Source organism: Pseudomonas sp. Hz4 (genome assembly GCF_054898165.1).
Map to the genome: position 1 here is coordinate 5,343,344 of NZ_CM142719.1, position 25,711 is coordinate 5,369,054.

General features: G+C 60.1%; 22 protein-coding genes. 9 read left to right on the forward strand and 13 right to left on the reverse strand.

Annotated elements, in window-relative coordinates; all coding sequences use genetic code 11:
- Window positions 1–26: 26 nt before the first annotated feature.
- From ACYZTR_RS24625 to ACYZTR_RS24645, 5 genes are all read right to left on the reverse strand, one after another.
- Window positions 27–863: an ABC transporter ATP-binding protein gene (locus ACYZTR_RS24625; RefSeq protein WP_461974596.1), complete on the reverse strand. Its 837-nt coding sequence runs from the start codon at window positions 861–863 to the stop codon at window positions 27–29.
- Window positions 851–1,654 carry an ABC transporter permease gene (locus ACYZTR_RS24630; RefSeq protein WP_461974598.1) on the reverse strand — a complete coding sequence of 268 codons (804 nt, stop codon included), beginning with the start codon at window positions 1,652–1,654 and terminating at the stop codon, window positions 851–853. The genes ACYZTR_RS24625 and ACYZTR_RS24630 overlap by 13 nt, the downstream gene beginning before the upstream one ends.
- A 9-nt stretch (window positions 1,655–1,663) precedes the next feature.
- Window positions 1,664–2,650 (reverse strand): ABC transporter substrate-binding protein, encoded by a 987-nt coding sequence (locus ACYZTR_RS24635; RefSeq protein ID WP_461974600.1) that lies wholly within the window; start codon window positions 2,648–2,650, stop codon window positions 1,664–1,666.
- 374 nt (window positions 2,651–3,024) lie between these two features.
- Window positions 3,025–4,395: an aspartate aminotransferase family protein gene (locus ACYZTR_RS24640; RefSeq protein ID WP_461974602.1), complete on the reverse strand. Its 1,371-nt coding sequence runs from the start codon at window positions 4,393–4,395 to the stop codon at window positions 3,025–3,027.
- Window positions 4,396–4,426: 31 nt separating this feature from the next.
- Window positions 4,427–5,920 carry an aldehyde dehydrogenase gene (locus ACYZTR_RS24645; protein WP_461979879.1) on the reverse strand — a complete coding sequence of 498 codons (1,494 nt, stop codon included), beginning with the start codon at window positions 5,918–5,920 and terminating at the stop codon, window positions 4,427–4,429.
- A 226-nt stretch (window positions 5,921–6,146) separates the two neighbouring features.
- Between ACYZTR_RS24645 and ACYZTR_RS24650 the strand changes: the two genes are divergently transcribed.
- Entirely contained in the window at window positions 6,147–7,076 is a 930-nt protein-coding gene (locus ACYZTR_RS24650; protein ID WP_461974604.1) for a LysR substrate-binding domain-containing protein, read from the forward strand.
- 25 nt (window positions 7,077–7,101) lie between these two features.
- Here the strand turns inward: ACYZTR_RS24650 and hrpB are convergent, their stop codons facing one another.
- The 3 genes from hrpB to ACYZTR_RS24665 form a co-directional block, all read right to left on the reverse strand.
- Window positions 7,102–9,621, reverse strand: coding sequence for an ATP-dependent helicase HrpB (hrpB, locus tag ACYZTR_RS24655; RefSeq protein WP_461974606.1), 2,520 nt, complete (start codon window positions 9,619–9,621; stop codon window positions 7,102–7,104).
- Window positions 9,622–9,691: 70 nt separating this feature from the next.
- Window positions 9,692–10,444, reverse strand: a complete 753-nt coding sequence (locus tag ACYZTR_RS24660) for a hypothetical protein (RefSeq protein ID WP_461974608.1) — start codon at window positions 10,442–10,444, stop codon at window positions 9,692–9,694.
- The gene (locus ACYZTR_RS24665; protein ID WP_461974610.1) at window positions 10,438–11,439 is read right to left on the reverse strand and encodes a hypothetical protein; all 1,002 of its coding nucleotides are present in this window, start codon (window positions 11,437–11,439) and stop codon (window positions 10,438–10,440) included. Before ACYZTR_RS24665 ends, ACYZTR_RS24660 begins: the two co-directional genes overlap by 7 nt.
- A gap of 357 nt (window positions 11,440–11,796) precedes the next feature.
- On the opposite strand from ACYZTR_RS24665, the gene ACYZTR_RS24670 reads away from it, so the two are divergent.
- On the forward strand, window positions 11,797–12,216 hold the full coding sequence (locus ACYZTR_RS24670) for a polyribonucleotide nucleotidyltransferase (RefSeq protein WP_461974612.1): 420 nt from the start codon (window positions 11,797–11,799) through the stop codon (window positions 12,214–12,216).
- 41 nt (window positions 12,217–12,257) lie between these two features.
- The gene (locus ACYZTR_RS24675) at window positions 12,258–13,154 is read left to right on the forward strand and encodes a cation diffusion facilitator family transporter (protein WP_461974614.1); all 897 of its coding nucleotides are present in this window, start codon (window positions 12,258–12,260) and stop codon (window positions 13,152–13,154) included.
- Here ACYZTR_RS24675 and ACYZTR_RS24680 read toward each other — a convergent pair.
- The gene (locus ACYZTR_RS24680) at window positions 13,148–14,149 is read right to left on the reverse strand and encodes a DUF6515 family protein (RefSeq protein ID WP_461974616.1); all 1,002 of its coding nucleotides are present in this window, start codon (window positions 14,147–14,149) and stop codon (window positions 13,148–13,150) included. The genes ACYZTR_RS24675 and ACYZTR_RS24680 overlap by 7 nt on opposite strands.
- Window positions 14,150–14,585: 436 nt before the next feature.
- Between ACYZTR_RS24680 and ACYZTR_RS24685 the strand changes: the two genes are divergently transcribed.
- The gene (locus tag ACYZTR_RS24685) at window positions 14,586–15,065 is read left to right on the forward strand and encodes an Lrp/AsnC family transcriptional regulator (RefSeq protein WP_054052470.1); all 480 of its coding nucleotides are present in this window, start codon (window positions 14,586–14,588) and stop codon (window positions 15,063–15,065) included.
- Window positions 15,066–15,207: 142 nt separating this feature from the next.
- Window positions 15,208–15,417: a DUF2788 domain-containing protein gene (locus ACYZTR_RS24690; RefSeq protein WP_282381329.1), complete on the forward strand. Its 210-nt coding sequence runs from the start codon at window positions 15,208–15,210 to the stop codon at window positions 15,415–15,417.
- Here ACYZTR_RS24690 and ACYZTR_RS24695 read toward each other — a convergent pair.
- From ACYZTR_RS24695 to ACYZTR_RS24710, 4 genes are all read right to left on the reverse strand, one after another.
- Entirely contained in the window at window positions 15,412–16,047 is a 636-nt protein-coding gene (locus ACYZTR_RS24695) for a pseudouridine synthase (protein ID WP_461974618.1), read from the reverse strand. The genes ACYZTR_RS24690 and ACYZTR_RS24695 overlap by 6 nt on opposite strands.
- 71 nt (window positions 16,048–16,118) lie before the next feature.
- A complete protein-coding gene (gene amn, locus ACYZTR_RS24700) occupies window positions 16,119–17,618 on the reverse strand; it encodes an AMP nucleosidase (RefSeq protein ID WP_461974620.1) in 1,500 nt (499 codons plus the stop codon).
- Window positions 17,615–19,288 (reverse strand): acyl-CoA dehydrogenase family protein, encoded by a 1,674-nt coding sequence (locus ACYZTR_RS24705; protein ID WP_461974622.1) that lies wholly within the window; start codon window positions 19,286–19,288, stop codon window positions 17,615–17,617. The genes amn and ACYZTR_RS24705 overlap by 4 nt, the downstream gene beginning before the upstream one ends.
- Window positions 19,289–19,362: 74 nt before the next feature.
- Window positions 19,363–21,735, reverse strand: a complete 2,373-nt coding sequence (locus tag ACYZTR_RS24710; protein WP_461974624.1) for a 7TM diverse intracellular signaling domain-containing protein — start codon at window positions 21,733–21,735, stop codon at window positions 19,363–19,365.
- Between the two features lie 302 nt (window positions 21,736–22,037).
- Between ACYZTR_RS24710 and ACYZTR_RS24715 the strand changes: the two genes are divergently transcribed.
- The 4 genes from ACYZTR_RS24715 to ACYZTR_RS24730 all read left to right on the forward strand — a co-directional run bounded on the left by ACYZTR_RS24715 (window position 22,038) and on the right by ACYZTR_RS24730 (window position 25,569).
- Window positions 22,038–22,835 (forward strand): hydroxymethylpyrimidine/phosphomethylpyrimidine kinase, encoded by a 798-nt coding sequence (locus tag ACYZTR_RS24715; RefSeq protein ID WP_449645737.1) that lies wholly within the window; start codon window positions 22,038–22,040, stop codon window positions 22,833–22,835.
- Between the two features lie 32 nt (window positions 22,836–22,867).
- On the forward strand, window positions 22,868–23,491 hold the full coding sequence (gene thiE / locus ACYZTR_RS24720; protein ID WP_461974626.1) for a thiamine phosphate synthase: 624 nt from the start codon (window positions 22,868–22,870) through the stop codon (window positions 23,489–23,491).
- A gap of 17 nt (window positions 23,492–23,508) precedes the next feature.
- Window positions 23,509–24,792, forward strand: a complete 1,284-nt coding sequence (hemL, locus tag ACYZTR_RS24725) for a glutamate-1-semialdehyde 2,1-aminomutase (protein WP_461974628.1) — start codon at window positions 23,509–23,511, stop codon at window positions 24,790–24,792.
- Between the two features lie 222 nt (window positions 24,793–25,014).
- The gene (locus ACYZTR_RS24730; protein ID WP_461966423.1) at window positions 25,015–25,569 is read left to right on the forward strand and encodes a tetratricopeptide repeat protein; all 555 of its coding nucleotides are present in this window, start codon (window positions 25,015–25,017) and stop codon (window positions 25,567–25,569) included.
- The last annotated feature ends 142 nt before the right edge of the window (window positions 25,570–25,711 follow it).

Below are 25,711 nucleotides of genomic sequence, written 5' to 3' on the forward strand. Positions count from 1 at the left end.
GGGATTGTGCATGGCTTGCATCAGGCTCAATGCGCCTCCTCCAGCTCATCGTGCAATAACCCGAAGATCTTGCGCTTCATGTCGATGAACGAGTGCTCCATGACCATGTCCAGGGTCCTTGGGCGCTCGATCGGTACGTCCAGAATCTGCTTGATCCGCCCAGGCCTGGCCCCCATCACGTAGACCCGGTCACCCAGCAGAATCGCCTCGTCGATATCGTGGGTCACGAACAACACGGTCTTCTTGCTGTTGCCCCAGACCCGCAACAACAGCTGCTGCATTTGCAGGCGCGTCTGGCTGTCGAGAGCACCGAAGGGCTCATCCATCAGCAGGATTTGCGGGTCGTTGGCCAGCGCCCGAGCAATGGCGACGCGCTGCATCATGCCGCCGGAAAGCTGCTTGGCGTAGTTATCGGCGAACCCGGTCAGACCCACTTCGTTGACGTAGTAGTCGACGATGTCCTTGCGCTGGGCGGTCGCCATGCCGCGACGCTTGAGGCCGAACTCGACGTTCTGGCGCACGGTCAGCCAGGGGAAAAGCGTATAGCTCTGGAACACCATGCCTCGATCCGCGCCCGGGCCCTGCACGTGCTGGCCGCCGACGTAGATTTCGCCTTCCGTGGGCTCATTCAGACCCGCCGTGAGATACAGCAAACTCGACTTGCCGCAGCCCGAAGGCCCGACCAGCACCGCGAACTGTTGATCCGGCACTTCGAACGATACCTGCTCCAGCGCTGTGAACATACCGCCGCCAGGCTTCTGATAACGCAGGCTGACCTTGTCCACTTGCAGCCGTGGCGCGGCGTGCACCGGGGCGGCCTGTGGCGTGACGAAACGCGGGTTGACGGCGCTTACTGAGCCCATGCGGCGATCCTCAGACGTAGGAAACGGAACAGTTGATCGGTGACCAGGCCCAGCAGGCCGATGATCGCGATGGCCAGAAAGATCACATCCACTTGAAAGCCGCGCATGGCTTTAAGGCTCAGGTAACCCAGGCCGCTGGACGCCGCAACCAGCTCGGCGACCACCAGGTAAGTCCAGGCCCAGCCCATCGTCACGCGCAAGGTATCGAGCACACCCGGCAACGACGCCGGGGCGATCACATGCAGCACCGCATCGCGGCGGTTCGAACCCAAGGTGTAAGACGCGTTGATCAGGTCCTTGGAGATACCTTTGGACACGTCCGCGATCATCACCAGTTGCTGGAAAAACACCCCGAAGATGATCACCGAGACCCGCTGTTCCAGACCGATGCCGATCCACAGAATGAACAGCGGCACGAACGAAGTCACTGGCAGGTAGCGGATGAAATTGACCATCGGCTCAAGGAACGCCTGGACGATGCGAAAGCTGCCCATCAGCAACCCCAGCGGCACCGCCACCAACGACGAGACGATGAAACCGACCATCACCACTTCGAGGCTGGCCCATACATGCAGGCCGAGGGTGCCGTCGCGGCTCAGGCGCACGGCGGCCTCGACCACCGCGCCCGGTGTCGGCAAGAACATGCCCGGCACCACGCCGCCGTATGACAATCCGGCCCACAGGCCGATCAACAACACCCAGGCCAGACCGCTCGCGCTCCAAATCACCGAAACCGGCAGGCCGGTCTTGGGCGTGATGCAGCGGCTCAGCCATGAATTGCGCTTGAACATGCAAACCTCCTAGAGCGGGCTGACGAAGCGGTTGTCGATCAGGTCGTCATTGCTGACGTTGTACGGTTTGCCCTGCAATTCACTGGCGGTCTCGTTGGCCAGTTTGATCAGCGGTTCGCTGTCACCCGGTTTGCCCGGCGAGCCGAGGAGTTTTTCGCTCATGGCCTGATCGTAGAAGCGCACGCCTTGCGCGGCAGCGGCCAGTTCCTTCGGATCGGCCAGGTAACCGCCGACACCTTTGGCCATGATCTTGTAGGCTTCTTCTGGATGGTCCTTGGTGTACTGCACCGCTTTGTACAGACCGGCCACCAATGCCTTGACGTCTTCCGGTTGCTTCTCGATGACGGTGCAATTGAGCGCGACCACATCGACAATCACTCCCGGCGTACTGCTGCTGTCGATCAGCACCTTGCCTTGTTGCTTGTTGCGGACCATCGACAGATGCGGTTCCCAGGTCACGGCGGCCGGCACGCGACCGGCGATGAACGCGGTGGCGGCATCGTCGGCGGTCATGTTCTGCACGGTGATGTCGCTCATTTTCATGCCGTGTTTTTTCAGCAAATAGGACAACCAGAACTGCGAGGTCGAACCTTCGTTCACCGCCACGGCTTTGCCCTTCAGCTCCTGCAGGCTCTTGACGTCCTTGCCGACCAAAACACCGTCGCCACCATGGCTGTCATCCAGTGCGGCCACCGCTTTGAAGCAGAACTGCGGGCGGTACTTGAGCACTTCGTCGATGGTCGACGCCGAGCCCGATAACTTTCCCGAGGCTTGCGCAGCCATGTACATCGAAGCCTCTTCGACGACGGGCAATTCGACGGTCAAACCGTTTTCCTTGAAGTAGCCCAGATCCCGGGCCAGATAGAGCGTGCCATATCCGACCCACGTGGTGTGGCCGATGGACAGGGTGCCGGCCTGGGCGCTGGTGGCGACCGTGGCGGCGATGGCGGTGACCGCCAGTGGATGAGCGACGCGGATAAGCAAGGACTTGATCATGGAGCACTCCCAAAGCTGTTGATTTAGTTTTGTCATGGGCAGTACGGCCAGTGGCCTTGGAGCAGAAGCAACCTGAGGTCTCTGATGGACCTTTCGGCGGTCAGCGTTTGGCTGACTGGCGAGGTCGATGTTGGCCCAAGGCGGGGATTAGGAAAATTAGGAAATATGTCGATGGGAGTGATGAAAAAACTGGGTAGCGCGCACTGCGAAAGGGCGCCGTGGGCAGGGATGCCCGGGGTGGGTGCAAAAGGTGCGACGATGATCGTTCCCACGCTCCGTGTGGGAATGCAGCCCGGGACGCTCCGCGTCCCAAAGCGGACGCAGAGCGTCCATTGAGGCATTCCCACGCAGAGCGTGGGAACGATCAGATGGTGTCAGAGTCGGCCGTATTCCTGCGCCGTGCGATCGACTGCCTTGAGGGTCTTGCCGACCAACTCATCAACCTCTTCGCGACTGGCAATCAACGCCGGCGCCATGATCATCCGCCCCAGCGTCGAGCGAATAATCACCCCTTCTTCGAAGCCGATCGTGCGGCAACGCCAGGCAATGTCGTTCTCATTGGCGAAGCGCTTGCGACTGGTTTTGTCCTCCGCCAACTGCAGCGCCGCTACCATGCCGACACCCTGAATATCACCCACCAACGGGTGATTGCCGAACACCTCGCGCAAGCACTGTTGCAGGTAGGGGCCGATGTCATCCTTGACCCGCGTCACCACCCCTTCATCACGCAAGGCCTTGAGGTTGGCGATGGCCACCGCCGCCGCCACCGGGTGCCCGGAATAGGTCAAGCCGTGGGCAAACACCCCGCCCTGCTCCACCAATACCTGGGCGATTTTCTTCGACAGAATCAGACCGCCCATGGGGATGTAACCCGAGGTCAAACCCTTAGCGATCGACAACGTGTCCGGCTCGAAACCGAAGTGCTCGTGGGCGAACCATTCACCGGTGCGACCAAAGCCACCGATCACTTCATCGGCGCACAACAGCACGTCGTACTGGCGGCAAATCCGCTGGATTTCCGGCCAGTAACTCTCTGGCGGAAAGATCATCCCGCCTGCGCCCTGGAACGGTTCGGCAATAAACCCCGCAACCTTGTCCGCACCCAGTTGGAGAATCTTCGCTTCCAGTTGCTGCGCCGCCCGCAGGCCAAATTCAGCCGGGGTCAGATTGCCCTCGTGAGCGAAAAAGTACGGCTCATCGATGTGTTCAATGTCGGGAATCATGCCGCCCATTTCGTGCATGAACTTCATGCCACCGAGCGCCGTCGCCGCCAGGGTCGAGCCGTGGTATCCGTTCCAGCGACCGATCATGATCTTCTTCTCGGGCTTGCCGAGGATCGTCCAGTAACGGCGCACGGTACGGATCAGCACTTCGTTGGCTTCGGAGCCGGAGTTGGTGTAGATCGCGTGGCTGTAGTGCCCCGGCAACAGGCTGAACAGCAACTCCGAAAGCTCGATGACCTGTGGGTGGGTGGTGTGGAAAAACATGTTGTAGTACGGCAACTGCTCAAGCTGTCGGGTCGCCGCTGCCGCCAGGTCCTTGCGGCCGTAACCAAGGTTGGTGCACCACAGCCCCGACATGCCGTCGAGGTAACGCCGACCATCGTTGTCCCACAGGTGCAGGCGCTCACCACGGACCATCACCCGGGGCCCTTCGTCGTTGAGTGCCTTTTGATCGACGAACGCGTGGATGTGGTGCGCAGCATCGGCGGCCTGGTAGTCGCGGGTTTCACGTGGTGTGGTCATCGCCAGTTCTCCGTTTTGTTATTAGCGGCTGTTATGAGCGCAGCTGAAACCAGGTGGTTTTCAACTGGGTGTATTTATCGAATGAATGCAGCGACAAGTCACGGCCAAAACCGGACTGTTTACCGCCGCCAAAAGGGACGGTCACGTCCAGCGCATCGACGCTGTTGACCGACACTGTGCCTGCTCGCAATTGCCGCGCCACGCGGTGGGCGCGATTGAGATCATCGGTCCACAGCGAGGCCGCCAATCCGTAGACGCTGTCATTGGCCAGCTGCAAGGCGTGAGCCTCGTCATCGAACGCCGTGACCGCCAGCACGGGGCCGAAGACTTCATCGCGAAACAGCGGCATGTCCGGGCTCACGTTAGTGAAAATGGTCGGCTGAATGAAGTTGTCGGAACCGTTGAACAACGACTGCCGTCCACCGCACACTTTCGTCGCGCCCTGGCGTTCGGCCTGCTGGATGAACTTCATGATGCGTGCAGTCTGACGGCTGTCGACAATCGCCCCGGCTCGGCTCGACGGGTCCAGCGGATCACCCGGCTGCCAGCATTCGGCCTGCGCCTTAAGGCGCTCGACGAACTCATCATGGATCGAACGCTCCACCAGCAACCGCGAGTTGGCCGAGCACACTTCACCCTGATTGAAGAAGATCCCGAACGCGGCTTTCTCCGCAGCCAGATCGAGGTCCTGGCAATCGGCGAACACCAGATTGGCGCTCTTGCCACCGCACTCCAGCCACACCTGTTTCAGGTTCGATTGCGCGGAGTACTGCATGAAATACTTGCCGACTTCGGTGGAGCCGGTGAACACCAGGCAATCGACATCCGGGTGCAAACCGAGGGCTTTGCCGGTCTGCTCGCCGAGCCCCGGCAACACGTTCAGCACCCCTGCTGGCAGGCCGGCGTCCAGCGCCAGCTCGGCCAGACGCAGGGCGGAGAACGGTGACTGCTCGGCGGGTTTGAGGATCACCGAATTGCCCGCCGCCAGCGCTGGCGCGAGTTTCCAGGCGGCCATGTCCAACGGGAAATTCCACGGCACCACCGCAGCGACTACGCCCAGCGCTTCGCGGGTAATGGTGGCCAACACGTTTTGCGCACTGGGGGCGATCTGGTCGTAGAGTTTGTCGAGACTTTCGGCGTACCAGCGAAACACCCCAGCGGCGCCCGGGACGTCGATGTTGTAGGCGTCCATCACTGGTTTACCCATGTTCAGCGAGTCGAGCAGCGCCAGTTCTTCGCGATGGACCATGATCAGGTCGGCGAGGCGCAGCAGCACTTGCTTGCGCTCGCCCGGCGATCGCGCCGACCAGGTTCCGGCCTCGAACACCTGCCGCGCATTGCTGACCGCGGCGTTCACCTCTTCATCGCCGCACGCAGTCACATTTGCCAGACACTGGCCGGTGGCCGGGTTGATCGCTGCGAAAGTCTGGCCCGACTGCGCCGAGCGGGGTTTGCCGTCGATGACGGCCTGGTCGGGTAACCGCATCGCGGCAGCTTTGTTTTGCCAATATGCAAGCTCGAACACGTTCAGATGCTCCATGGACTTTTCTTGTGTCTGGATGGTGGCCCAGGCCCGAGTCCAGGAAAAATAGTAAAAATATCTTCGCAGACCATGAAAAAACTGGGCAGCCAATCTCGCCGGTGGCGCGGTATGTGGTTATTGTTCAGGCATAACAACACCGTCGTCAGAACGGATGAAGTCGGCGTAAAAAATTGCCTGGATGTCGAGTCCATCCATCCCGAGGTTCGCCGTGGCTGCCTACAACCTGCGTCAATTGAAATACTTCATCACCACCGTTGATTGCGGCAGTGTCGCCGAGGCTTCGCGCAAGCTGTACATCGCCCAGCCGGCGATCTCCACGGCGATCAAAGGCCTGGAGGACAGCTTCGGCGTGCAACTGCTGATCCGTCATCACGCCCAGGGCGTGTCCTTGACCCCCAGCGGCGCGCGCTTCTACCGCAAGGCCCAAGACCTGTTGCGCATGGCCAAGGAGTTCGAACAGAACGCCCTGGCCGACAACGATGTGGTGGCCGGGCAAATCGATATCGGTTGCTTCGAAACGGTCGCTCCGCTGTACCTGCCGCAGTTGATTGCCGGGTTCTCGACGCTGTATCCGGGAGTGAAAATCCGCATCCGCGACGGCGAGCAGCAAGAGCTGGTGCAAGGCCTGACCTCGGGCACCTTCGACTTGGCGATTCTGTATGAACACGACCTCGACGCCACCATCCAGACCGAACCGCTGATGCCGGCGCAGCGCCCTTATGCGTTGCTGCCAGCAGATCATCGCTTTGCTCAGCTCAAGCAAGTGTCACTGCGCGATCTGTGCCTGGAGCCGATGATTCTGCTGGACGTGCAACCGAGCCGGACCTACTTCGTCAGCGTGTTCGAAGAGTTGGGGCTGACGCCGAACATTGCCTTCAGCTCACCGTCGATCGAGATGGTGCGGGGGATGGTCGGGCAAGGGTTCGGCTTCTCGATCCTGGTCACCCGGCCGCATTCGGAATGCACCTATGACGGCCAGAAAGTGGTGTGCGTGAACATTGTCGAAGACGTCACCGGCTCCGGGCTGGTGGCGGCGTGGCTCAAGCGCGGGCAACTGACCAAACCGGCGCAGTTGTTTGCTGATTATTGTCGGGAGCAGTTGACGGCCAAGGCCCAAAGACCAACCCCGGACCTGTAGGAGCACGGTTCGCCGGCGATCATCTTCAGCTTTTGCGGGGTTTGATCCGCGCAGTGGCCTCGGCCACCAGCGGATCGTCCGGCCAGTAATGCTTCGGATACCGACCCTTCAAGTCCTTCTTCACCTCGGCATACGTGCTGCGCCAGAAGTTCGCCAGGTCCTGAGTCACTTGCACCGGTCGTCGCGCCGGGGACAGCAGATGCAACTTGACCACCTGCCGGCCACCGGCAATTCGCGGGGTTTCGGCCAGGCCGAACAGTTCCTGCAACCGCACCGCCAGAATCGGCGGCTGCTCGCTGTAATCCAGACGAATCGACGACCCCGACGGCACGCTCAAATGATGCGGCGCCAGCTCATCGAGCCGTTGCGGCAGCGGCCATGGCAGCAGATTGTGGACGATGCTCGACAGGTCCAGATTGGCGAAGTGACTGAGCCGCGAGACTTTGCCCAGATACGGCATCAGCCAATGCTCAAGACTTTTAAGCAGTGCAGCATCGCTGACATCCGGCCATTCACTCTGCTCCTTACTGCCGAGGTCCAGCTGCCGCAACAACGCCACTCGCGCTTGCCACTGACGCAGCTCCGGGGTCCACGGCAACAGCTCCAGACCTTTGCGTCGCACCAGATTGACCAACGCCTGACTGCGGGCCGTTTCATCGAGGCCGGTCAGCGGTTCACGGCTGAGGATTAATTCACCAACCTTGCGCTGACGCTCGGCCCGCAACACGCCTTCACGCTCATCCCAATCCAGTTGATCGACGCAGCGCACCTGTTCGGCCAGCACCGAATCGAACAGCGTCGGATCGAAATCCGCTGCCAGATAAATTCGCTCTTCACGCTGGCCCTGACGGCTGCCAAGATCGGCGATCACCAGCCACGGTTGTTTCATCAAACTGTCGGCTTCGGCAAACAGCGCTGCACGACCGTTGGCCAAGCGATATTCCGCACCACCGGCCCTTCGCTGTTGGGCGACGCGATCCGGATAAGCCAGTGCCAACAACGCGCCGAGCCAACGCGGATGATCCGGATCGCTGACCGGTTCCGACGCTTTACCCCGCAGGTAACCGCGGTACTGCCGCGCCAGTTGCCGGGCACGTTGAACGCCCCCCTGAGCGCCGCGTGCGGCCCGTTCTTCGCCGGACAACAACACCAATCGGCTGTGCAGATCCGCGCCGGCGCCACGCAAAATATCCCGCTCACCGAGCAAGGCCGCAACATCGCACGCCATGTCGGCCAAACCGAGTGCCTGACCGCGCAACAACAAATGCGCGATGCGCGGATGAGCCGGCAGTTCAGCCATGGCCTGACCGTGCCGGGTCAATGCTTCACCGTCCAATGCACCCAAGCGCTCCAGCAGATCCTGAGCCTGTGCATAAGCCGCCGCGGGCGGTACGTCGAGCCAAACCAACTGTCCCGGCGTAACGCCCCAGCGACCGAGCTGCAACGCCAGGCCGGCGAGGTCCGCCGAAAGGATTTCCGCGCTGGCGTAGGCCGCCAATTGTTCGTGCTGATCCTGCGACCACAACCGATAACACACGCCCGGTTCCAAGCGCCCTGCCCGACCCGCACGCTGAGTGGCGCTGGCGCGAGAAACACGCTGGGTGTCGAGGCGGGTCATGCCGCTACCGGGATCGAACCGCGGCACTCGCGCCAACCCGGCATCGATCACCACGCGCACGCCGTCGATGGTCAGACTGGTCTCGGCGATGTTGGTGGCCAGCACCACTTTGCGAAAGCCTGCCGGTGCCGGATCGATCGCGGCGCGTTGCGCGGCCAGGTCCAGTTCACCGTGCAACGGGCAGAGCAGAACCTGTGTGCTCGCGCCCAGCGCATCGGCGAGTTGCTGATGCACCCGACGGATTTCCGCCTGCCCCGGCAGAAACACCAGCACGCTGCCGGTTTCATCATTCAAGGCTTCAAGGATGGTCTGTACCAGGCGTGGCTCGATGAATTCACCGGGCTGGAACGGTCGGCCCCAGCGCATTGCCACCGGGTACATGCGGCCTTCGCTGCGCAGGATCGGCGCATCATCCAGCAACCCGGCCAGGCGTTCGCCTTCCAGCGTGGCCGACATCAACAGGATTTTCAGCGCTTGATCATCACGAAACAGCTCACGGCCATTCAAGCTCAAGGCCAACGCCAGGTCGGCGTCGAGGCTGCGTTCGTGGAATTCGTCGAAAATCAGCAAACCCACACCTTCCAGCGCCGGGTCATCCTGCAGACGCCGGGTGAGAATGCCTTCGGTGACCACTTCGATACGGGTATTGGGGCCGACTTTGCTGTCGAGCCGAATGCGATAACCGACGGTTTCGCCGACCTTCTCGCCCAGCTCACTGGCCAAGCGCTCCGCCGCCGCCCGCGCCGCCAACCGACGCGGTTCGAGCATCAGAATAGTCTGCCCGGCCAGCCAGGGCTCGTTGAGCAAGGCCAACGGCACGCGGGTGGTTTTACCGGCACCGGGCGGTGCTTCGAGCACGGCTTCGTGGCGTGTAGCCAAGGCTTCACGCAGGGCGGGTAAAACTTCATCAATCGGCAAAGAAATCATGCTGGCTCCCAGACAAGCCGGGAAGTATAACGGCGAAGCACCCGGCCCAATGCAGCCAGGTGTTCAGAAACTAGATTTTGAATGCAGTCCGTATGCGCCCCGCCACTTCAGCCATAGTAACTCCGCGCAACCCGGTGGCTTTCATGTCGACTTCCAGCGCGGGCATGACGTCCAGAAATTGCCGCAGATCCTGTGCGATGCTTTCGGGCAGATCAAATTCGGGATCATCTGAAAGAAGGCGAGACAGAACAACAATCTCCTTCAGGTGTTTACTGCTCTTGCGGCCAGCGTTCGGTTCTTCACACTCCAGGCGGCTGAGGTTAGTCCAAGCCTGTGCTTTAAGCGGGATCAGTCGGTCTACACCAATATAGGAAAGATCCTCAGTGTCGTTGCGACCCGTTACGATGAACGCGTAGTAAGCCTTGTCGAGCAGAATTGCAGACAGATCGGAGATTTCTCCGTCTACAGGCACAGGAGTCAGATGAGCACCTTCTGGCAGTGATAAGCCTTCAGGTGCCCTTGAGAATAACTCCAAAAGTACGGGGTAGCTGTCATCGGTGGGATTGCCGAATCTGTAGCGCCTTGTCGGCCCATCAAGTGCCTGACGTTCCGTGTAACCTCCACGCCTTACGAACTCCCAGAGTTCGGCACCGAACACGTCATCCAAAGCTTCGATGATGAGAACGATATCCAGATCACGGGTCGCCCGGAATTCGATGCCTGCTTCTTCAAGGGTCAGGCTGGCTGCAACGCCGCCGATCAGCACATATCGATCCGCATGGCCGGCAAAGGCTCCACGAAAGGTATCCAATCCTTTTACCATTCGATCTTCTCCATCATTTCATCAAGGCTAATCTGGACTCTGTCGTCAACGTCGTCTCTTAAGCTGAGATAGAGAGACAGGGGGTCCACACTTTCTCTCGACACTGGAACACAGGTTTTGCCAATAATGTGATCAGGAGAGTAACTCCAGATTTCGACTTCAAAGACCGGGTCATTGAATTGGCCGACTTCTGTGCGCCCCGAGCGCTGGACCTCCGCGTCCCACCCTTCTTTGGTGAACGCGATAACGGGTATCGACGGCTCCCCAAGCATGGAAACTTTACTGAGCGCCGACAGGCCAGCAGCTCGCTGCAGCTGAGGGTGCCAATCAGAATAAACCACACGCCTCACCGGGTTCTGCATCACCGGCAGGGCTTTTTCCCAGATGGTTTTAGGCGCTGCGACAAAGTGCCAGCGAGGTGACCTTTCATTAGAGGCCGGCTCTATTAGTCCGAACGACTGAAATTCTTTCATCGCCCTGGACGTCGTCATTTTGGAGTACTGGTCTCCATCAACCAGGTCTGCACCTCGAAAGATATAATCCTCATCCCATCCCCGGATGATGGCTGCGATCAGCAATGCCTGGCTTGCTGGGCTCATGGCTTCTTTATCGGCTTGCCGGCTGCGATAAAACTCACGCAGATCCATTCCAAGCTGTGGGGCGAAGAGTTGATTGCCAGGCACAACAAACTGAACCCCGGACTCGATGAGGCGTTTGCGCTCGTATGATTTGAGTGCGCCGGTTGCATAGAGGATCGGCTGATCCAGCATTTTTTTCAGAACGTCGATGTGTTTACGGACCTTCGCAGCGTTTTCGAAGGGTTCGTGAGCAAGCAGTACGAGGCATTGGCGATCAAAGAGCGTAACGACGTCGAAGGCGTATTCGTCCAAGAGGTAAAAGGGCAAACCTTTAGTCTTCGCCCAGCGCCTGATCTCGGGCTTAATCCCAAAAATCGATTCGAAGTAGTCTTGGATTTCTTGCCTGCTGGTTTTCACTTCGGCGCCAAATAACACAATTTCCGCACAGTAACAGGAGCAATGTTACTGTGCAATAATCGTGTTACAGACCTCTAACATCGGCATGATATGCACACGGCTTCGTGGCGTGTAGCCAAGGCTTCACGCAGGGCGGGTAAAACTGCCGAACCCCGATAAAATTTATCAGCCGTCGCGCGTTGTCGATCTGGAAAAAACAACATCAATCCTCAACAATTCCAGTGGGGGTGAGACGAGGGCGCAATTTACTGTGGGCACGCCCTGCCGGCGCGAGTATAACGGCGAACTGCTTGTCGCTCGTTGCTGTCCTAATTCATATCGACGACGCTTCGTTTTCCAGATGACAGGAGATTTCATATGCGTGTTCCATTTCGCTTGATTGGCGGTGTATTGGTCGCGACGTTGCTGACGCAAGTGACCGCTTGCGGATCGATTTTCTACCCTGACCGTCGTGGTCAGATCGACGGCAAGATCGACCCGGCCATCGCCGCGCTCGATGCCGTGGGCCTGCTGTTCTACATCATCCCCGGCCTGATCGCGTTTGCCGTGGACTTCGCCACTGGCGCGATTTACTTCGAGCCCGGCAAGACCACCCAGGTGGCCCCGGAAAAACTCAAGGAAGCCATCGGCGCCGACGGCAAGGTCGATAACCACAAGTTGCAGACTATTCTTGAAGCCGAACTGGGACGTAGCTTCCCGCTGGACGACCCACGTCTGATTCAGCACAAGGGCAGCACCCAGCAACTGGCCATGCTTGGCCTGCAACCTGGCGCATAGTCCGTGCCTGTGAAGGATCACTCAAAGGAAACGCCGCCCCTATGATCGCAAGCTCCGAACACGCCCGCCTGTTGCGGCTGGCGACCCGTGCCTCGGTGGCGGTGGCGTGTACGCTGATCGTCGCCAAAGCCATCGCCTGGTGGTTGAGCGGTTCGGTGAGCATGCTCGCCGGGCTGACCGACTCAGTCCTCGACGGCGTCACGTCGCTGCTCAACCTGCTCGCGGTGCATTACGCCTTGCGCCCGGCCGACGATGATCATCGGTACGGGCACGGCAAGGCCGAGTCGCTGGCGGGCATGGCTCAGGCGTTGTTCATTGGTGGCAGTGCGGTGCTGATTGGCTGGCAGGCGATCGATCGACTCAAACACCCGGAACCGGTGGGGGCGCCATGGATCAGTATCGGCGTGATCGTGTTTTCCCTGGTGCTGACGCTGGCCCTGCTGGTGTTGCAACATCGGGTCGTCAAGGCAACCGGCTCCAACGCGGTGCGCGCCGACTCTCTGCATTACCGCTCGGACATGTTGCTCAACGGCAGCATTCTGCTGGCGCTGGTGCTTGCCGGGTTTGGCTGGCATCAGGTCGACCCTTGGTTTGGATTGGCGATCGCCGTCTACATTCTCTGGAGCGCGATTCAGATCGGCCGCGAAAGTTTTACCGTGCTGATGGATGAAGAACTGCCGTCTGACGTCAGCCAGCACATGCTCGAACTGGCCTGCAGCGTACCGGGAGTATTGGGGGCGCACGACCTGCGCACACGGATTTCCGGCAGCCAGTGGTTCGTGCAGTTGCACCTGGAATTGCCAGGGGATTTGACCCTGTCAGTCGCTCACGGCATCAGCGATCAAGCCTCCGATGCCATTCACACCGCTTACCCGCGAGCCGAAGTGCTGGTGCACGCCGACCCGCAGGAAGTGGTGCAGGCCAGCAGGGCTCAGTAACTCACCTGATAACCGCGACTGCTCAGGCAGTTGCCCTGGGCCTGGCGGTAGGCTTGCACCACCGAGGGGTCCGGCTGGTAAGTGGCCGTTCGCGGATCGAAGCCACTCTGCTGCACCGCGTATTGATAGCACTCGTAACCGTCCTGGTTGACCTGCTCCGGCGACTGACCGTTGGCCGGATACGCCACCACGTCATAACTATTGCTGACCGGTTGCGGCTGCGGTTGCACGGGCGGCTCGACCACGACGTAATCCTGAGTGCTTTCCTGATAGGCGTAATACGAGCCAGCCGCCAGGAACAACAGCGCACCGCCGATCCACACTTCACGCGCGTAATCAGGCATGTAGTGCACGCGAATCCCGCGTGGCGGCTGCACCACCACATAACGCGGACCGAGTGGGCGATACCAGTAGCCGCCGGAGTAGAAGTAATCCTGACCACGATACGGCACGCGGTAATCCCGGTCCGGGAAGCGATCGATCACATGACCGGGGCGGTACTGCGGGCCGGAGCCCCAGCCATTACCGTGCCCATCCGGGCGACCGGCCCAGCGATGGTCATTGGGACGCGGACCGTTGTTCTGCCAATGCGGGTTGTTATCGTTGCGCCGCGGCACGTCCTGATAGTAACCACGCTGCGGCTGCTGGGTCTGGCGCACGGTGTCGGGCCGGCCCTGGATCGGCAGGTCATTGGCCGGTAGTTGCGGCGGTGGCGGTGGCGGTCGAACCGGACTGTTGTAGTCGTGCGGCTGACGGTTCTGTTGATTCTGGCCGTTGTGCTCGAACTGGCGACTGTTGTCGCCACGAATGATGTCGTTGTTCTGCGGGCGTGGCTGGTTATTGCCGCCATGGCCCTGGTTGTTTCCCTGATGGCCGTCCGGTCCACGTTGTCCGCCATCGGGATCCCGGTTTTGCGGCTCATCCGCCAGCGATTGCGCAGTGACACTGACACATAGCAAACCAACACCGGCCAAACGCCAGATGCGCGACTTCATGCTTTTCCTCACTGCGGGTTAGGGCCTGTACGTAAGACTGGGAAAGCACCGGCCGGTTCTGCAACAGGTTATCAGTCGCGCAACTTATTTATTGATCGTCGTCACCCAATTCCGGGACAAAAGAAAAGGGAGACCCGTCGGCCTCCCTTTGAGAACTTCGTCCGTGCTCAACGCTTTTGACGTCGGCTCACCTCACGCCGTCTTCTGGACAGTGTGTAGCTCGGGGGCCGGCTCATCCCCTGTGGGGGTGGCGACCGCAGCTGGCCTGATTGGGCGAGCCGCACTGGACTGTTTGTCCGAGCAGTGATTCTGGTGATAAGAATAGGCTCGCGGCGCCAGCAGAGGATTGCGAAGATTGCTCAAATAAACATCCCTTGCGCAATTTTTAACCGTGGATAGATAATCTACCGCAATAGTTATGACAAAGGCCTGATTGATGAGCAAACTCGACCGATACGACCTGAGCATTTTGGCGGAATTGCAGCGTGACGCGCGCATCTCCAACCAGGAGCTGGCCGAACGCATCGGCCTTTCCCCTTCGCCATGCTCACGACGGGTCAAACAGCTGGAAGACGACGGTTACATCTCCCGTCAGGTGGCCCTGCTGGACCGCAAGATGCTCGGCCTGAGCCTGACGGCTTACGTGTTGATCGGCATGGACCGACACACACCGGAGCGTTTCGAAAACTTCGAAGCGGCCATTCGCACCTTGCCGCAAGTGCTGGAATGCAGCTTGGTGACCGGGATGGATGCCGACTATCAGCTCAAGGTGGTGGTGCCGGACATGGACCACTATCAGAAATTGCTGCTGGGGCATCTGACCCGGATTGAAGGGGTGACGAGTGTGCGGTCGAGTTTTGTCTTGAACCAGGTCTTGAACAGTACTGAGTTGCCGCTTACTCATCTGCGCGGCTGAACCAGCCCCCGCGCTGATTGTGGGAACGATCACTATCAGGGCGACGAATAGCTGCGGCACACTGCCGCAGGTCAATGCCTGGCCAATCCCCCATGACGTATACTCCAGCGCCTTTTAGCCCCGCCAGCGCTGGAGATGTTCGATGGATCCTGCAGTATTCGAAGAGTGGATGATGACCAGCCTGGTCAGCATCCTGATCATTTTCATGGGTTTCATCGTTTGGGACCTGGCGAAGAAGTCCAAGGCCGGGCGCTTTGGCTCGTTCATTCTGTTTTCCGTACTCGGCCTGGGCGTGGCCGCGTTCGTGATCAAAAGCGTGGTGATCGGCCTGATCGAATCCGGCTCGTTATAAACGCGCCGGCACTTCCTTCCACTGGCCCTGATCAAGTCCTTCGATGGTCCAGTCGCCAATTCTGACCCGCACCAGGCGCAATGTCGGCAACCCCACCGCTGCGGTCATGCGCCGCACCTGACGGTTACGACCTTCGCGAATCACCAGTTCCAGCCAGCTGGTGGGCACGCTTTTGCGAAACCGCACCGGCGGATTGCGTGGCCACAGCTCGGGCTCTTCCAACTGTCGCGCCTCGGCTGGCAAGGTCATACCGTCATTCAGCTCGACGCCATCGCGCAAACGCTGCAATTGCTCGGCACTCGGCTCGCCTTCCACTTGCACCCAATAGGTCTTGGCCAGTTTGTGTTTCGGATCGGCGATCCGCGCCTGAAGCTGGCCATCGTTGGTCAGCAACAGCAAACCTTCGCTGTCACGGTCGAGCCGTCCTGCCGGGTAAATCCCGGGAATCTCGATGAAATCCTTGAGTGTCGCCCGCCCTTCGCCGTCGCTGAATTGCGTCAGCACATCGAACGGTTTGTTGAACAGAATCAGCTTCGGCTCCGCCGGCGGCGCTTTGGCGACACGACGCGGGGCTGAAGGAGCTGGCTTCGCACCTGGATATCGGGAAGGAGGACGCGGGGGACGGGACATGGGAAAACAACATCTAACGGTCAGGGCTGCTAATGCTAGTGCCCCGACCGCCAAATGACCACGACAAACCGTTAGCGGAACGGCGGCTCGTCGAAGCTGCGCAGTTTGCGTGAGTGCAGAGAATTGAGCTCGGTGCGCAACAAGTCCACCGCCTCGATGCCGATCTTCAAGTGCTGGCTGACCGCGCGCTCATAGAAAGCGTTGGCCGAACCCGGCAGCTTGATTTCGCTGTGCAACGGTTTGTCCGAGACACAGAGCAACGTGCCGTACGGAACCCGCAAGCGATAACCTTGCGCGGCGATGGTGCCGCTTTCCATGTCCACCGCCACGGCGCGAGACAGGTTGATCAGCGGACGTTCCTGAGCCCAGCGTAATTCCCAGTTACGGTCGTCGTAGGTCAGTACGGTGCCGGTGCGCAGGCGTTTTTTCAGCTCGTCGCCCTTCTCACCGGTGATGTTGGCCGCCGCTTGTTGCAACGCCATCTGTACTTCGGCCAGGGCCGGAATCGGAATATTTGGCGGCACGACCCGATCGAGAATCCCGTCGCGACGCATGTAAGCGTGCGCCAGCACGTAATCGCCAATGGTCTGCGACTGACGCAAACCGCCACAGTGACCGATCATCAGCCAGCAATGCGGACGCAGCACCGCCAGGTGGTCAGTGATGTTCTTGGCGTTGGACGGCCCCACACCAATGTTCACCAGGGTCACGCCATGTCCGTCGGTGGCGATCAAGTGATAGGCCGGCATTTGATAACGGTGCCAGACCACGCCCGCAGCAATCGCCGAGGCTTCGCCATGGTCCATGCTCTTTTCGATGATGACGTTACCCGGCAAAACCATGCGCACGAAACGCGGATCGCTGCGCAACTGCTCCAGACCATGGACGATGAACTGGTCAACATAGCGGTGGTAGTTGGTCAGCAGAATCCACGGTTGCACATGGCGCCAGTCGCTGCCGGTGTAATGCACCAGGCGGCGCAGGGAGAAATCCACCCGCGCGGCATCGAACAGGGCCAGGGGCAGTGGATCGGTGTTTTCCCAATCGTACAAACCATCGGCGATGCCATCGGTCGCGGCCGATAGGTCGGTACTTGGGAACACCCGCGCCAGCACGGCAGCGGTAACGCCGGAGCCGGCCAGTTCATCGCCCTGCTCAACCACGTACGGATAAGGAATGTTTTGCTGGCTGATACCGACTTCCACCGTCACGGTGAAGTCATGCATCAAAGGAACGAGTTGTTCCAGCAGGTATTTGCGGAAGGCCGCAGGATGGGTGACGGTGACGCTGTAGGTTCCGGGCAGCTGAACCTTGGCATAGGCGCGAGTGGTCTGTGGAACTTCGCCCTGGCAAAGGTAGGTCAAACGCAGTTCAGGATAACGAAACATCGCACGCTGTTCGGCGTCCGGTTCGACACGATCCTTGAGGTAACGCTTGAGCGCCTGATTCAGCGCGGTGGTTGCACGATTGTGCAAGAGCGCAAGCCGATCCACGGCTTGCTCGGCGGTTTGAACGACAATAAAAGCTTCGGTCACGATCAGCATCCTGTGTTCTGACTTGCAGACCTTCATCTTGCCTGCATCATCGCTTCACGGGAACCCTGTGGGGTCGACCGGGCCACAATCGCTTCCACATCCAGCCCAGGTGGCAACGCGCCATACACCCGACCGGCGGAACCCAAGCGGCTCGCAATGAACGCATCACTGACGGCGCTGTTGCCGGCTTCCAGCAACAGCTTGGCCTGAAGGCCCAAGGCGATATCTTCGCAGAGCTGGCGGGCGCGGTATTGAATGTCGCGGGTGTCCTTGAAGGCCGTGTGTAATTGACTGATGTGTGAGGCCAGACGTTTGTCGCCATGACCATCGCCCAACTCGCTGAACAGTACATCGAGCACACCCGGTTCCTTCGACAACGCTCGCAAAACGTCGAGGCATTGCACGTTGCCGGAACCTTCCCACGTCGAATTGACCGGTGCCTCACGGTACAACCGCGGCAAGATGCTGTCTTCGACATAACCGGCACCGCCCATGCATTCGGCGGCTTCATTGATCATTCCGGGTGCGCGTTTGCAGATCCAGTACTTGCCTACCGCCGTGACCAGCCGAGCGAATTTGCCTTCATGGTCATCATCCAGATGATCCAGCGCCCTGCCCATGCGCAGGCTCAAGGCCAGTGCGGCTTCGCTTTCCAGGGCCAGGTCGGCCAGTACGTTCTGCATCAAGGGTTGTTCGCTGAGCAACTTACCGCCGACTCTGCGGTGAGCGCAGTGATGGCTGGCCTGGGTCAGGGCCTGACGCATCAACGAGCTGGAACCGACCATGCAATCGAAGCGGGTCATGGCGACCATTTCGATAATGGTCGGAACGCCCCGCCCCTCCTCGCCGACCATCCACGCCAGCGCACCACGGAACTCCACTTCGCTGGAAGCGTTGGAGCAATTGCCGAGTTTGTTCTTCAGGCGCTGTATGTAGAACTGATTGCGCGTGTCGTCCGGACGGTGGCGCGGCAGCAGGAAACAGGTCAAACCCTTGTCAGTCTGGGCCAGGGTCAGGAAGGCATCGCACATCGGTGCCGAACAGAACCACTTGTGACCCACCAGCTCATACGCCTGGCCCGGACCACTGGCGCCGACTGGATAAGCCTTGGTGGTGTTGGCCCGCACGTCAGTGCCGCCCTGTTTCTCGGTCATCGCCATACCGATCGTGACCCCGGCCTTGTGGGCCATGCCAACGTTGCGCGGGTCGTATTCGGTAGAGAGGATTTTCGGCAGCCATTGCTTGGCCAGATCCGCTTGCAAACGCATCGCCGGGACGCTGGCGAAGGTCATGGTCAGCGGGCAACCACTACCGGCTTCGGCCTGGCTGTGCAGGTAGGTCATGGCGGCGCGGGCGACGTGGGCGCCGGACTGCGGATGCGCCCAGGGCAACGAGGTCAAACCGTGCTCGACCGCCGTGCGCATCAGTTCGTGATAGGCCGGGTGAAATTCCACCAGGTCGATGCGATGGCCGTAACGGTCATGACTGCTGAAAACCGGCTTGTTCTGATTGGCCAGGAACCCCGCTTCCATCAGCGGCCCGCCGGCCAGTGCGCCGTAAACGTCGATCCGCGACTCGGCCCACCCGGCCCCGAAACGCCGTGACCATTCCTGCAACGGCAGGTCGATGCGATACAGGTTGATGCCGTCCAGCGACGGTGGCTGGTTGGTGACTTCGTGGGTTTCGGCGAACTGATGCAGGTTCATGACGGGGCTCCTTTGGTTAGCCAAGGGACTTCAGTTAAGCACCGCCTCTTGGCTGAACAAAGTGTCATATCTGCCTAACTGTCGGCGCTTTCGCCTTGCTTTGGACACAGCACGCGACGGTAAAGCGCTGCCTGCAGGTCCTCGAACTTCACCGGTTTGTTCAGGTAATCGATCAAGGCTCCAGTAGGGCAGCGTTCCCGATCAATGCTCAAGGCAATTACGAATACCGGCAATTCGGTGCAACCCGGCAACGCGCGGATCTGGCAACAGAGGGACGCGCCGTCCAGAGGTGTTAGCTGGCAATCGAGCAATACCGCATCAAAGGTTTCGCGCTGCAAGTGATCGAGCGCGGTAGCCCCATTGTCGGCGGTGCGCACCCGGAACCCCAGCTTGAGCAACATCCCGCGCATCACCAATTGATTGATGCTGTTGTCATCGACCAGCAGCACCCTGCAGTCCTGAGGCAGTCGCAGGCGAGGAAATTCCCGAGTCGACGGCCGCTCCACCACGGGCAGTTCGAACTCGACGTCGAGCTGGAAACGGCTGCCCCGGCCAGGCTCGGAGCGGTGAGTCAGGCGCCCGCCGAGCAATTCCACCAATTGCCGGCAGATCGCCAGGCCGACGCCCAGACCACCGTATTCTCGGGTCATCGAGCCGTCGAGCTGGAAGAAGCGCTGATAAAGGGTCGCCTCCCCCAGATCGGTGAAGCCAATGCCGGTGTCGATCACCGCAAAGGACAGTGCCAGTCGGTTGGGCTCCACCGGTTTACCCGTCACCCGCAGCGCTAACCCGCCAGTTCGAGTGAACTTGATCGCGTTATCCAGCAGGCATTCCACGCACTGCGCCAACTTGGCGCTGTCGCCGTGCAAGCGATCCGGCAGCCCCGCCGTCACGTCGACTTTGAAGTCCAGCGATTTGCTCAGAGCGTTGCCCTCGAACTGCAGGCGCAAAGCCTCAACCACGCCGCGCAAACTGAAGGTGGCCGAATACGCCTTGAGTTTGCCGGCCTGCAACTCGGTCAGGGTCAGGATGCCGTTGACCATGCGCATCATGTCTCGCGCCGAACCCGCGGCTGTTTGCTGGTATTGCTCCAACTCCGGGTCCATCTCGACGGTCTGCATCAGTTCCAGCGAACCGATCACGCCATTCATGGGCGTGCGCAGTTCGTGGGTCAGGGTGGCGAGGAATTCGTCCTTGAGCTTGTTACTGTGAGCCAGTTGCTGGTTCAGCACTTCGAGCTTTTGACCGGCATCGAACAGGGTCTGCGCCTGTTGCTCGCGCATGGCGTTGATGCGATCGGCCAGTGCCAGGGACAGCAGCGCCACTTCAATCGCCGAGCCGATCTGGCTGGAATACATGGTCAGGAATACGTTCGGCAAGTAACCCAGCACCATCAGGGTGTTGACGATGCCGCCGAGCAGGAAGGCCGACCAGGCGATGATGAAATACCGCGCCACTCGCAGGCCACGCAGCCAGGCGAAAATCCCTGCGGCAAAAATCACTAGGGTGAAGGTCAGTGCCAGCGCTGTCGCCAGACGCAAGGCCAGGGCGTAACTGGCCATCAATGACAACCCGACCACCACCGCGCTGAACGCAATCAATGCCAACAGCAAGCGGTCGAGCCAACGGCTGTACGTTGTGATCTGCAAGAAACTACGGGCGAACTGGCTGCCGAAGAGCCCCGAGCAACCGATGAAAAACGGCGTGGCGGCGTTGGCCCACCACGGGTTGTCCGGCCAGAAATATTCCACGGCTGCGCCGTTTACCGACAGCTGATACAGGCCGAACGAGGCGATGTAGAAGATGTAATAGAGGTAACTGGTATCGCGCACGCTGAGGTAGATGAACAGGTTGTAGACCAACATGCCCAGCAACACGCCGTAGATCAGCCCCAACACATAGAGTCGGACCGGTTGTTTTTCGAGGAAAGCCGTGCTCGACCACAAGGTGACTGGTGCCTGGATCGACCCTTCACTCTGCAAGCGCAGGTACACGGTTTGCGCTTGATCAGCGGTGAAGTTCAAATTGAACAGGTAGTTGTTCTGGCGGATCTCGCGAGTGGCGAACGGCAAGGCATCACCGGTCTGTCGGGCCAACTGATAGCCACCAGCAGCATCGGGCAAGTACAGATCAAGGTGATCAAGGGGCGGATAGGCCAGTTCCAGCAGCCAGGTGCGTTGCACCGCGGAGTGGGTCGGGCGGTAATGCAGGTCGATTTTCAACCAGAACGTTGAACGCGAGTAACCGGCGTTGAGGGTGGCTTTGTCGTGGGGTTTGAAGTTTCCAGCCGCGGCGTGCGCACGGACATCGGCGATGGTCGCCTGACCGCCCGCGTCTTCGAACACTTGGAGGGTTCGGCCTAGGGGAAGGCTTTGAGTGAATTCATCGAACTCGACGGCACTCGCCATGAGGGGCAAGCACAACAGCAACATCAGCAAATAGCGCATTTAAGCCCCAGCGTGGCCTGTCCGGTTATCTCAGGAAGCCCCTCATTCCTTTTGAGTAGACGTAAAACCGGTATTACCTGTCATTGGTTTGGATCCACTCTAGCATAGCCATTGATGGCCATTGAGCACTATTAAAATTTTTCCTAAAAAGGCTCTAGCACGGGCGTTCCAGCGCAATGCGTTGAGATAGAGCTGTTTACCCGATCAGCGTGTGACAATGGCCTGAGGGCGCACGCCTTTTCTCGTTCCACGGCTTATTGGTCAACACCCGAAAAAGATGTTTGGTGGTAAGCTCGCGCACCATGAATATCTACAGCTCTCGCCCCGTTGTCCTCTGTCTCTCCGGCCACGACCCAAGTGGTGGCGCCGGCTTGCAGGCAGATATCGAAGCCCTGCTCGCTCAGGGTTGTCATGCGGCCCCGGCCGTCACCGCCCTGACTGTGCAAGACACGGTCAACGTCACTGACTTCCGCGTCCTCGACCGTGAGTGGGTGTTGGCCCAGGCCAATGCCGTGCTCAACGACTCGACGGTAGCAGCGGTCAAACTGGGCATGCTCGGTTCCCTGGAAATGGTCGACACCGTGGTCGAACTGCTGTCGGCGCACCCGCATTTGCCGGTGGTCTGCGACCCGGTGCTGCGCGCTGGCGGCGGCGGACGCCTGGGCAAGGACGAAGTCGGCTACGCCATGCGCGAACGCCTGCTGCCCCTGTCGATCATCGCCACCCCTAATCTTCCTGAAGCCCGCATCCTCGCCGAACTGCCCGAAGGCACCGCGGACGAGTGCGCTGAAAAACTCCTGCCGTTCGTCAAACACCTGCTGATCACTGGCGGCCATGGCGATGAACACGAAATCCACAATCGCCTGTACAGCCGCGACGGTCACCGCGAAACCTTCACCTGCCAACGTCTGCCCGGCAGTTATCACGGTTCCGGTTGCACCTTGGCCAGCGCCCTGGCGGGGCGTCTGGCCCTGGGTGAAAACCTCGCCAGCGCCGTACAGTCGGCACTTAACTACACTTGGCGTACCCTGCGTGACGCGGAGCAGCTAGGCAAAGGCCAGTTCGTGCCGCGCCGCCTGCCGCTGGATTTCTGTTCGTAACTTTCTATTCGTAATGCGGTGAGGCTTGTCCGATGAAACTACGTGGCCTGTACGCCATTACCGATAGCCAGCTGCTGGCCGGTAAATTTCTTTCGTACGTGGAGGCGGCGCTGGAAGGCGGCGTCACCCTGCTGCAATACCGCGACAAGAGCAGCGACGAAGCCCGCCGCCTGCGCGAGGCCGAAACGCTGCGCGATCTGTGCGATCGCTACAAGACCCAGCTGATCATTAACGACGATGCCGAACTGGCCGCGCGCCTGAACGTCGGCGTGCACCTGGGCCAGACTGATGGCCCGTTGACCCCGGCCCGCGCGATGCTCGGTCGCCTGGCGATCATCGGATCGACCTGCCATGCTCAGCTTGAACTCGCCGAGCAAGCCGCCAAAGAAGGCGCCAGCTATGTCGCCTTTGGTCGTTTTTTCAACTCCAACACCAAACCCGGCGCACCGACCTGCAGCCTCGAACTGCTCGACCAGGCCCGCAGCAAACTGCACCTGCCGATCTGCGCGATCGGCGGTATCACCCTGGACAACGCCGCGCCGCTGGTGGCCCATGGGGTCGATCTGCTGGCGGTAGTCCATGGCCTGTTTGGCGCCGAGAGCACTGCCGAAGTGACGCGCCGCGCCCGCGCCTTTAACGAATTGTTCAATTCCTGATTTTTGAGAGCCCGATCATGTCTCGTTCCGAAACCCTGTTTGCCAATGCCCAGAAACACATCCCCGGTGGCGTGAACTCGCCTGTTCGCGCGTTCAAAAGCGTCGGCGGCACGCCGTTGTTCTTCAAACACGCCGAAGGCGCCTACGTCACCGACGAAGACGACAAGCGTTATGTGGATTACGTCGGTTCCTGGGGGCCGATGATTCTCGGTCACAGTCATCCGGACGTGCTGGACGCGGTACGCAAACAGCTTGAGCACGGATTGTCCTACGGCGCCCCGACCGAGATGGAAACCCAGATGGCTGATCTGGTTTGCTCGATCGTGCCGTCGATGGAAATGGTGCGCATGGTCAGCTCCGGCACCGAAGCGACCATGAGCGCGATCCGCCTGGCCCGTGGTTTCACCGGCCGCGACAGCATCATCAAGTTCGAAGGCTGCTACCACGGTCATTCCGACAGCCTGCTGGTCAAGGCCGGTTCCGGCGCCCTGACCCAAGGCGTGCCGAGCTCGGCCGGTGTGCCGGCAGCCTTCGCCAAACACACCCTGACCCTGCCGTTCAACGACATTGACGCCGTGGAAACCCTGCTCGCCGAAGTCGGCCCGGAAGTGGCGTGCATCATCGTCGAGCCAGTGGCTGGCAACATGAACTGCGTGCCACCGGCGCCAGGTTTCCTCGAAGGCCTGCGGACCCTGTGCGACAAGCATGGCGTGGTGTTGATTTTCGATGAAGTGATGACCGGTTTCCGTGTCGCCCTCGGCGGCGCCCAAGCCCACTACGGCGTGAAGCCTGACCTGACCACCTTCGGCAAGATCATCGGTGGCGGCATGCCGGTGGGCTGCTTCGGTGGCAAGCGCGAAATCATGTCGCACATCGCGCCATTGGGTCCGGTCTATCAGGCGGGCACCTTGTCGGGTAACCCGCTGGCCATGGCTGCCGGTCTGACGACCCTGCGACTGATCAGCCGCCCGGGTTTCCACGCCGAGCTGAGCGACTACACCAGTCGCCTGCTCGATGGCCTGCAACAGCGCGCCGATGCGGCGGGCATTCCGTTCGTGACCACACAAGCCGGTGGCATGTTCGGTCTGTACTTCAGCGGCGCCGACGATATCGTGACCTTCGATGACGTGATGGCCAGCGACGCCGCCCTGTTTGGGCGCTTCTTCCACCTGATGCTCGAGGGCGGCGTGTACCTGGCGCCGAGCGCCTTCGAAGCGGGCTTCACCTCGATCGCCCATGGCGAAACCGAGCTGAAACTGACGCTCGATGCCGCCGAGCGTGCATTTGCCGCATTGAAATAATGCTGTTCCGCTGACGTTGGCGATTGCCAGCGTCAACTTTCACCTACCTTTACGCCCTTATTCCTACGCTTCTGCTCAATACCCCAGCAAAGTGGGCGATATATTCCCCGCGCAGCAGAAAAACGAGTAAAGACTTTGTAAGGTTGGCCCTGCTTATTTCATAATGCGCGCTTATTGGATCCTCGATGGGTCCGCGCGCCCTTCAGAGGTAAGTCGATTCCCATGAACCGCACCGGCCGCGCCCTTGCATTGGGCTGCCTGTTGCTCCTTCAGCCCCTGCTCGCGCTCGCACAAGCAGGCGGCAACTCGTTGTTAATCCCAGCGATGGGTCGTTGCACCCTCAATACTCAGCCGCAAGACCTGGCGCAGGCTCTCGCCGCCTGCCAGAAAGCGTCGGATGAAGGGGATGCGCAAGCGCAATACGAGTTGGGTGAGTTCTACTACGACGGCAAAAACGCGCCGCGCGACCTCAAAAAAGCCCTGGGCTACTTCGAAAAGGCCTCGCTGCAAGGCCACGCCCAGGCGCAATTCAAACTCGGCACCATGTTCTTCCACGGCGAAGGCGTACCAGCCAATAACATCCAGGCTTATATCGTGCTGAAAATGGCTGCGGTCAATGGCGCTGAAGATGCGTTGGACACCGCCGACGAAGTCGCCGAGAAAATGCCCCGCGAAGAACTTGAGGTGGCTACCCAGGTGCTCGGGCAAATCTTCCGCAAATACCTGATGGAATTACAAAGCGCCGATGGGCGTACGCCGTTTTCGCCCCTGCCCTGAATGTGGCGAGGGGATTTATCCCCGTCCGGCTGCGCAGCAGTCGTAAAGTCAGCGAATGCGATCCGCTTGAAAGAATGCATTGGCTGATGGCAGGGCTGCTTCGCAGCCAACGGGGATAAATCCCCTCGCCACAATAAATCCC

Coding starts and splice junctions, on each gene's coding strand:
- ACYZTR_RS24625 (WP_461974596.1), bottom strand. CDS start 863: ATGGGCTCAGTAAGCGCCGTCAACCCGCGTTTCGTCACGCCACAGGCC.
- ACYZTR_RS24630 (WP_461974598.1), bottom strand. CDS start 1,654: ATGTTCAAGCGCAATTCATGGCTGAGCCGCTGCATCACGCCCAAGACC.
- ACYZTR_RS24635 (WP_461974600.1), bottom strand. CDS start 2,650: ATGATCAAGTCCTTGCTTATCCGCGTCGCTCATCCACTGGCGGTCACC.
- ACYZTR_RS24640 (WP_461974602.1), bottom strand. CDS start 4,395: ATGACCACACCACGTGAAACCCGCGACTACCAGGCCGCCGATGCTGCG.
- hrpB (WP_461974606.1), bottom strand. CDS start 9,621: ATGATTTCTTTGCCGATTGATGAAGTTTTACCCGCCCTGCGTGAAGCC.
- ACYZTR_RS24660 (WP_461974608.1), bottom strand. CDS start 10,444: ATGGTAAAAGGATTGGATACCTTTCGTGGAGCCTTTGCCGGCCATGCG.
- ACYZTR_RS24670 (WP_461974612.1), top strand. CDS start 11,797: ATGCGTGTTCCATTTCGCTTGATTGGCGGTGTATTGGTCGCGACGTTG.
- ACYZTR_RS24675 (WP_461974614.1), top strand. CDS start 12,258: ATGATCGCAAGCTCCGAACACGCCCGCCTGTTGCGGCTGGCGACCCGT.
- ACYZTR_RS24680 (WP_461974616.1), bottom strand. CDS start 14,149: ATGAAGTCGCGCATCTGGCGTTTGGCCGGTGTTGGTTTGCTATGTGTC.
- ACYZTR_RS24685 (WP_054052470.1), top strand. CDS start 14,586: ATGAGCAAACTCGACCGATACGACCTGAGCATTTTGGCGGAATTGCAG.
- ACYZTR_RS24690 (WP_282381329.1), top strand. CDS start 15,208: ATGGATCCTGCAGTATTCGAAGAGTGGATGATGACCAGCCTGGTCAGC.
- ACYZTR_RS24695 (WP_461974618.1), bottom strand. CDS start 16,047: ATGTCCCGTCCCCCGCGTCCTCCTTCCCGATATCCAGGTGCGAAGCCA.
- amn (WP_461974620.1), bottom strand. CDS start 17,618: ATGAAGGTCTGCAAGTCAGAACACAGGATGCTGATCGTGACCGAAGCT.
- ACYZTR_RS24705 (WP_461974622.1), bottom strand. CDS start 19,288: ATGAACCTGCATCAGTTCGCCGAAACCCACGAAGTCACCAACCAGCCA.
- ACYZTR_RS24710 (WP_461974624.1), bottom strand. CDS start 21,735: ATGCGCTATTTGCTGATGTTGCTGTTGTGCTTGCCCCTCATGGCGAGT.
- ACYZTR_RS24715 (WP_449645737.1), top strand. CDS start 22,038: ATGAATATCTACAGCTCTCGCCCCGTTGTCCTCTGTCTCTCCGGCCAC.
- thiE (WP_461974626.1), top strand. CDS start 22,868: ATGAAACTACGTGGCCTGTACGCCATTACCGATAGCCAGCTGCTGGCC.
- hemL (WP_461974628.1), top strand. CDS start 23,509: ATGTCTCGTTCCGAAACCCTGTTTGCCAATGCCCAGAAACACATCCCC.
- ACYZTR_RS24730 (WP_461966423.1), top strand. CDS start 25,015: ATGAACCGCACCGGCCGCGCCCTTGCATTGGGCTGCCTGTTGCTCCTT.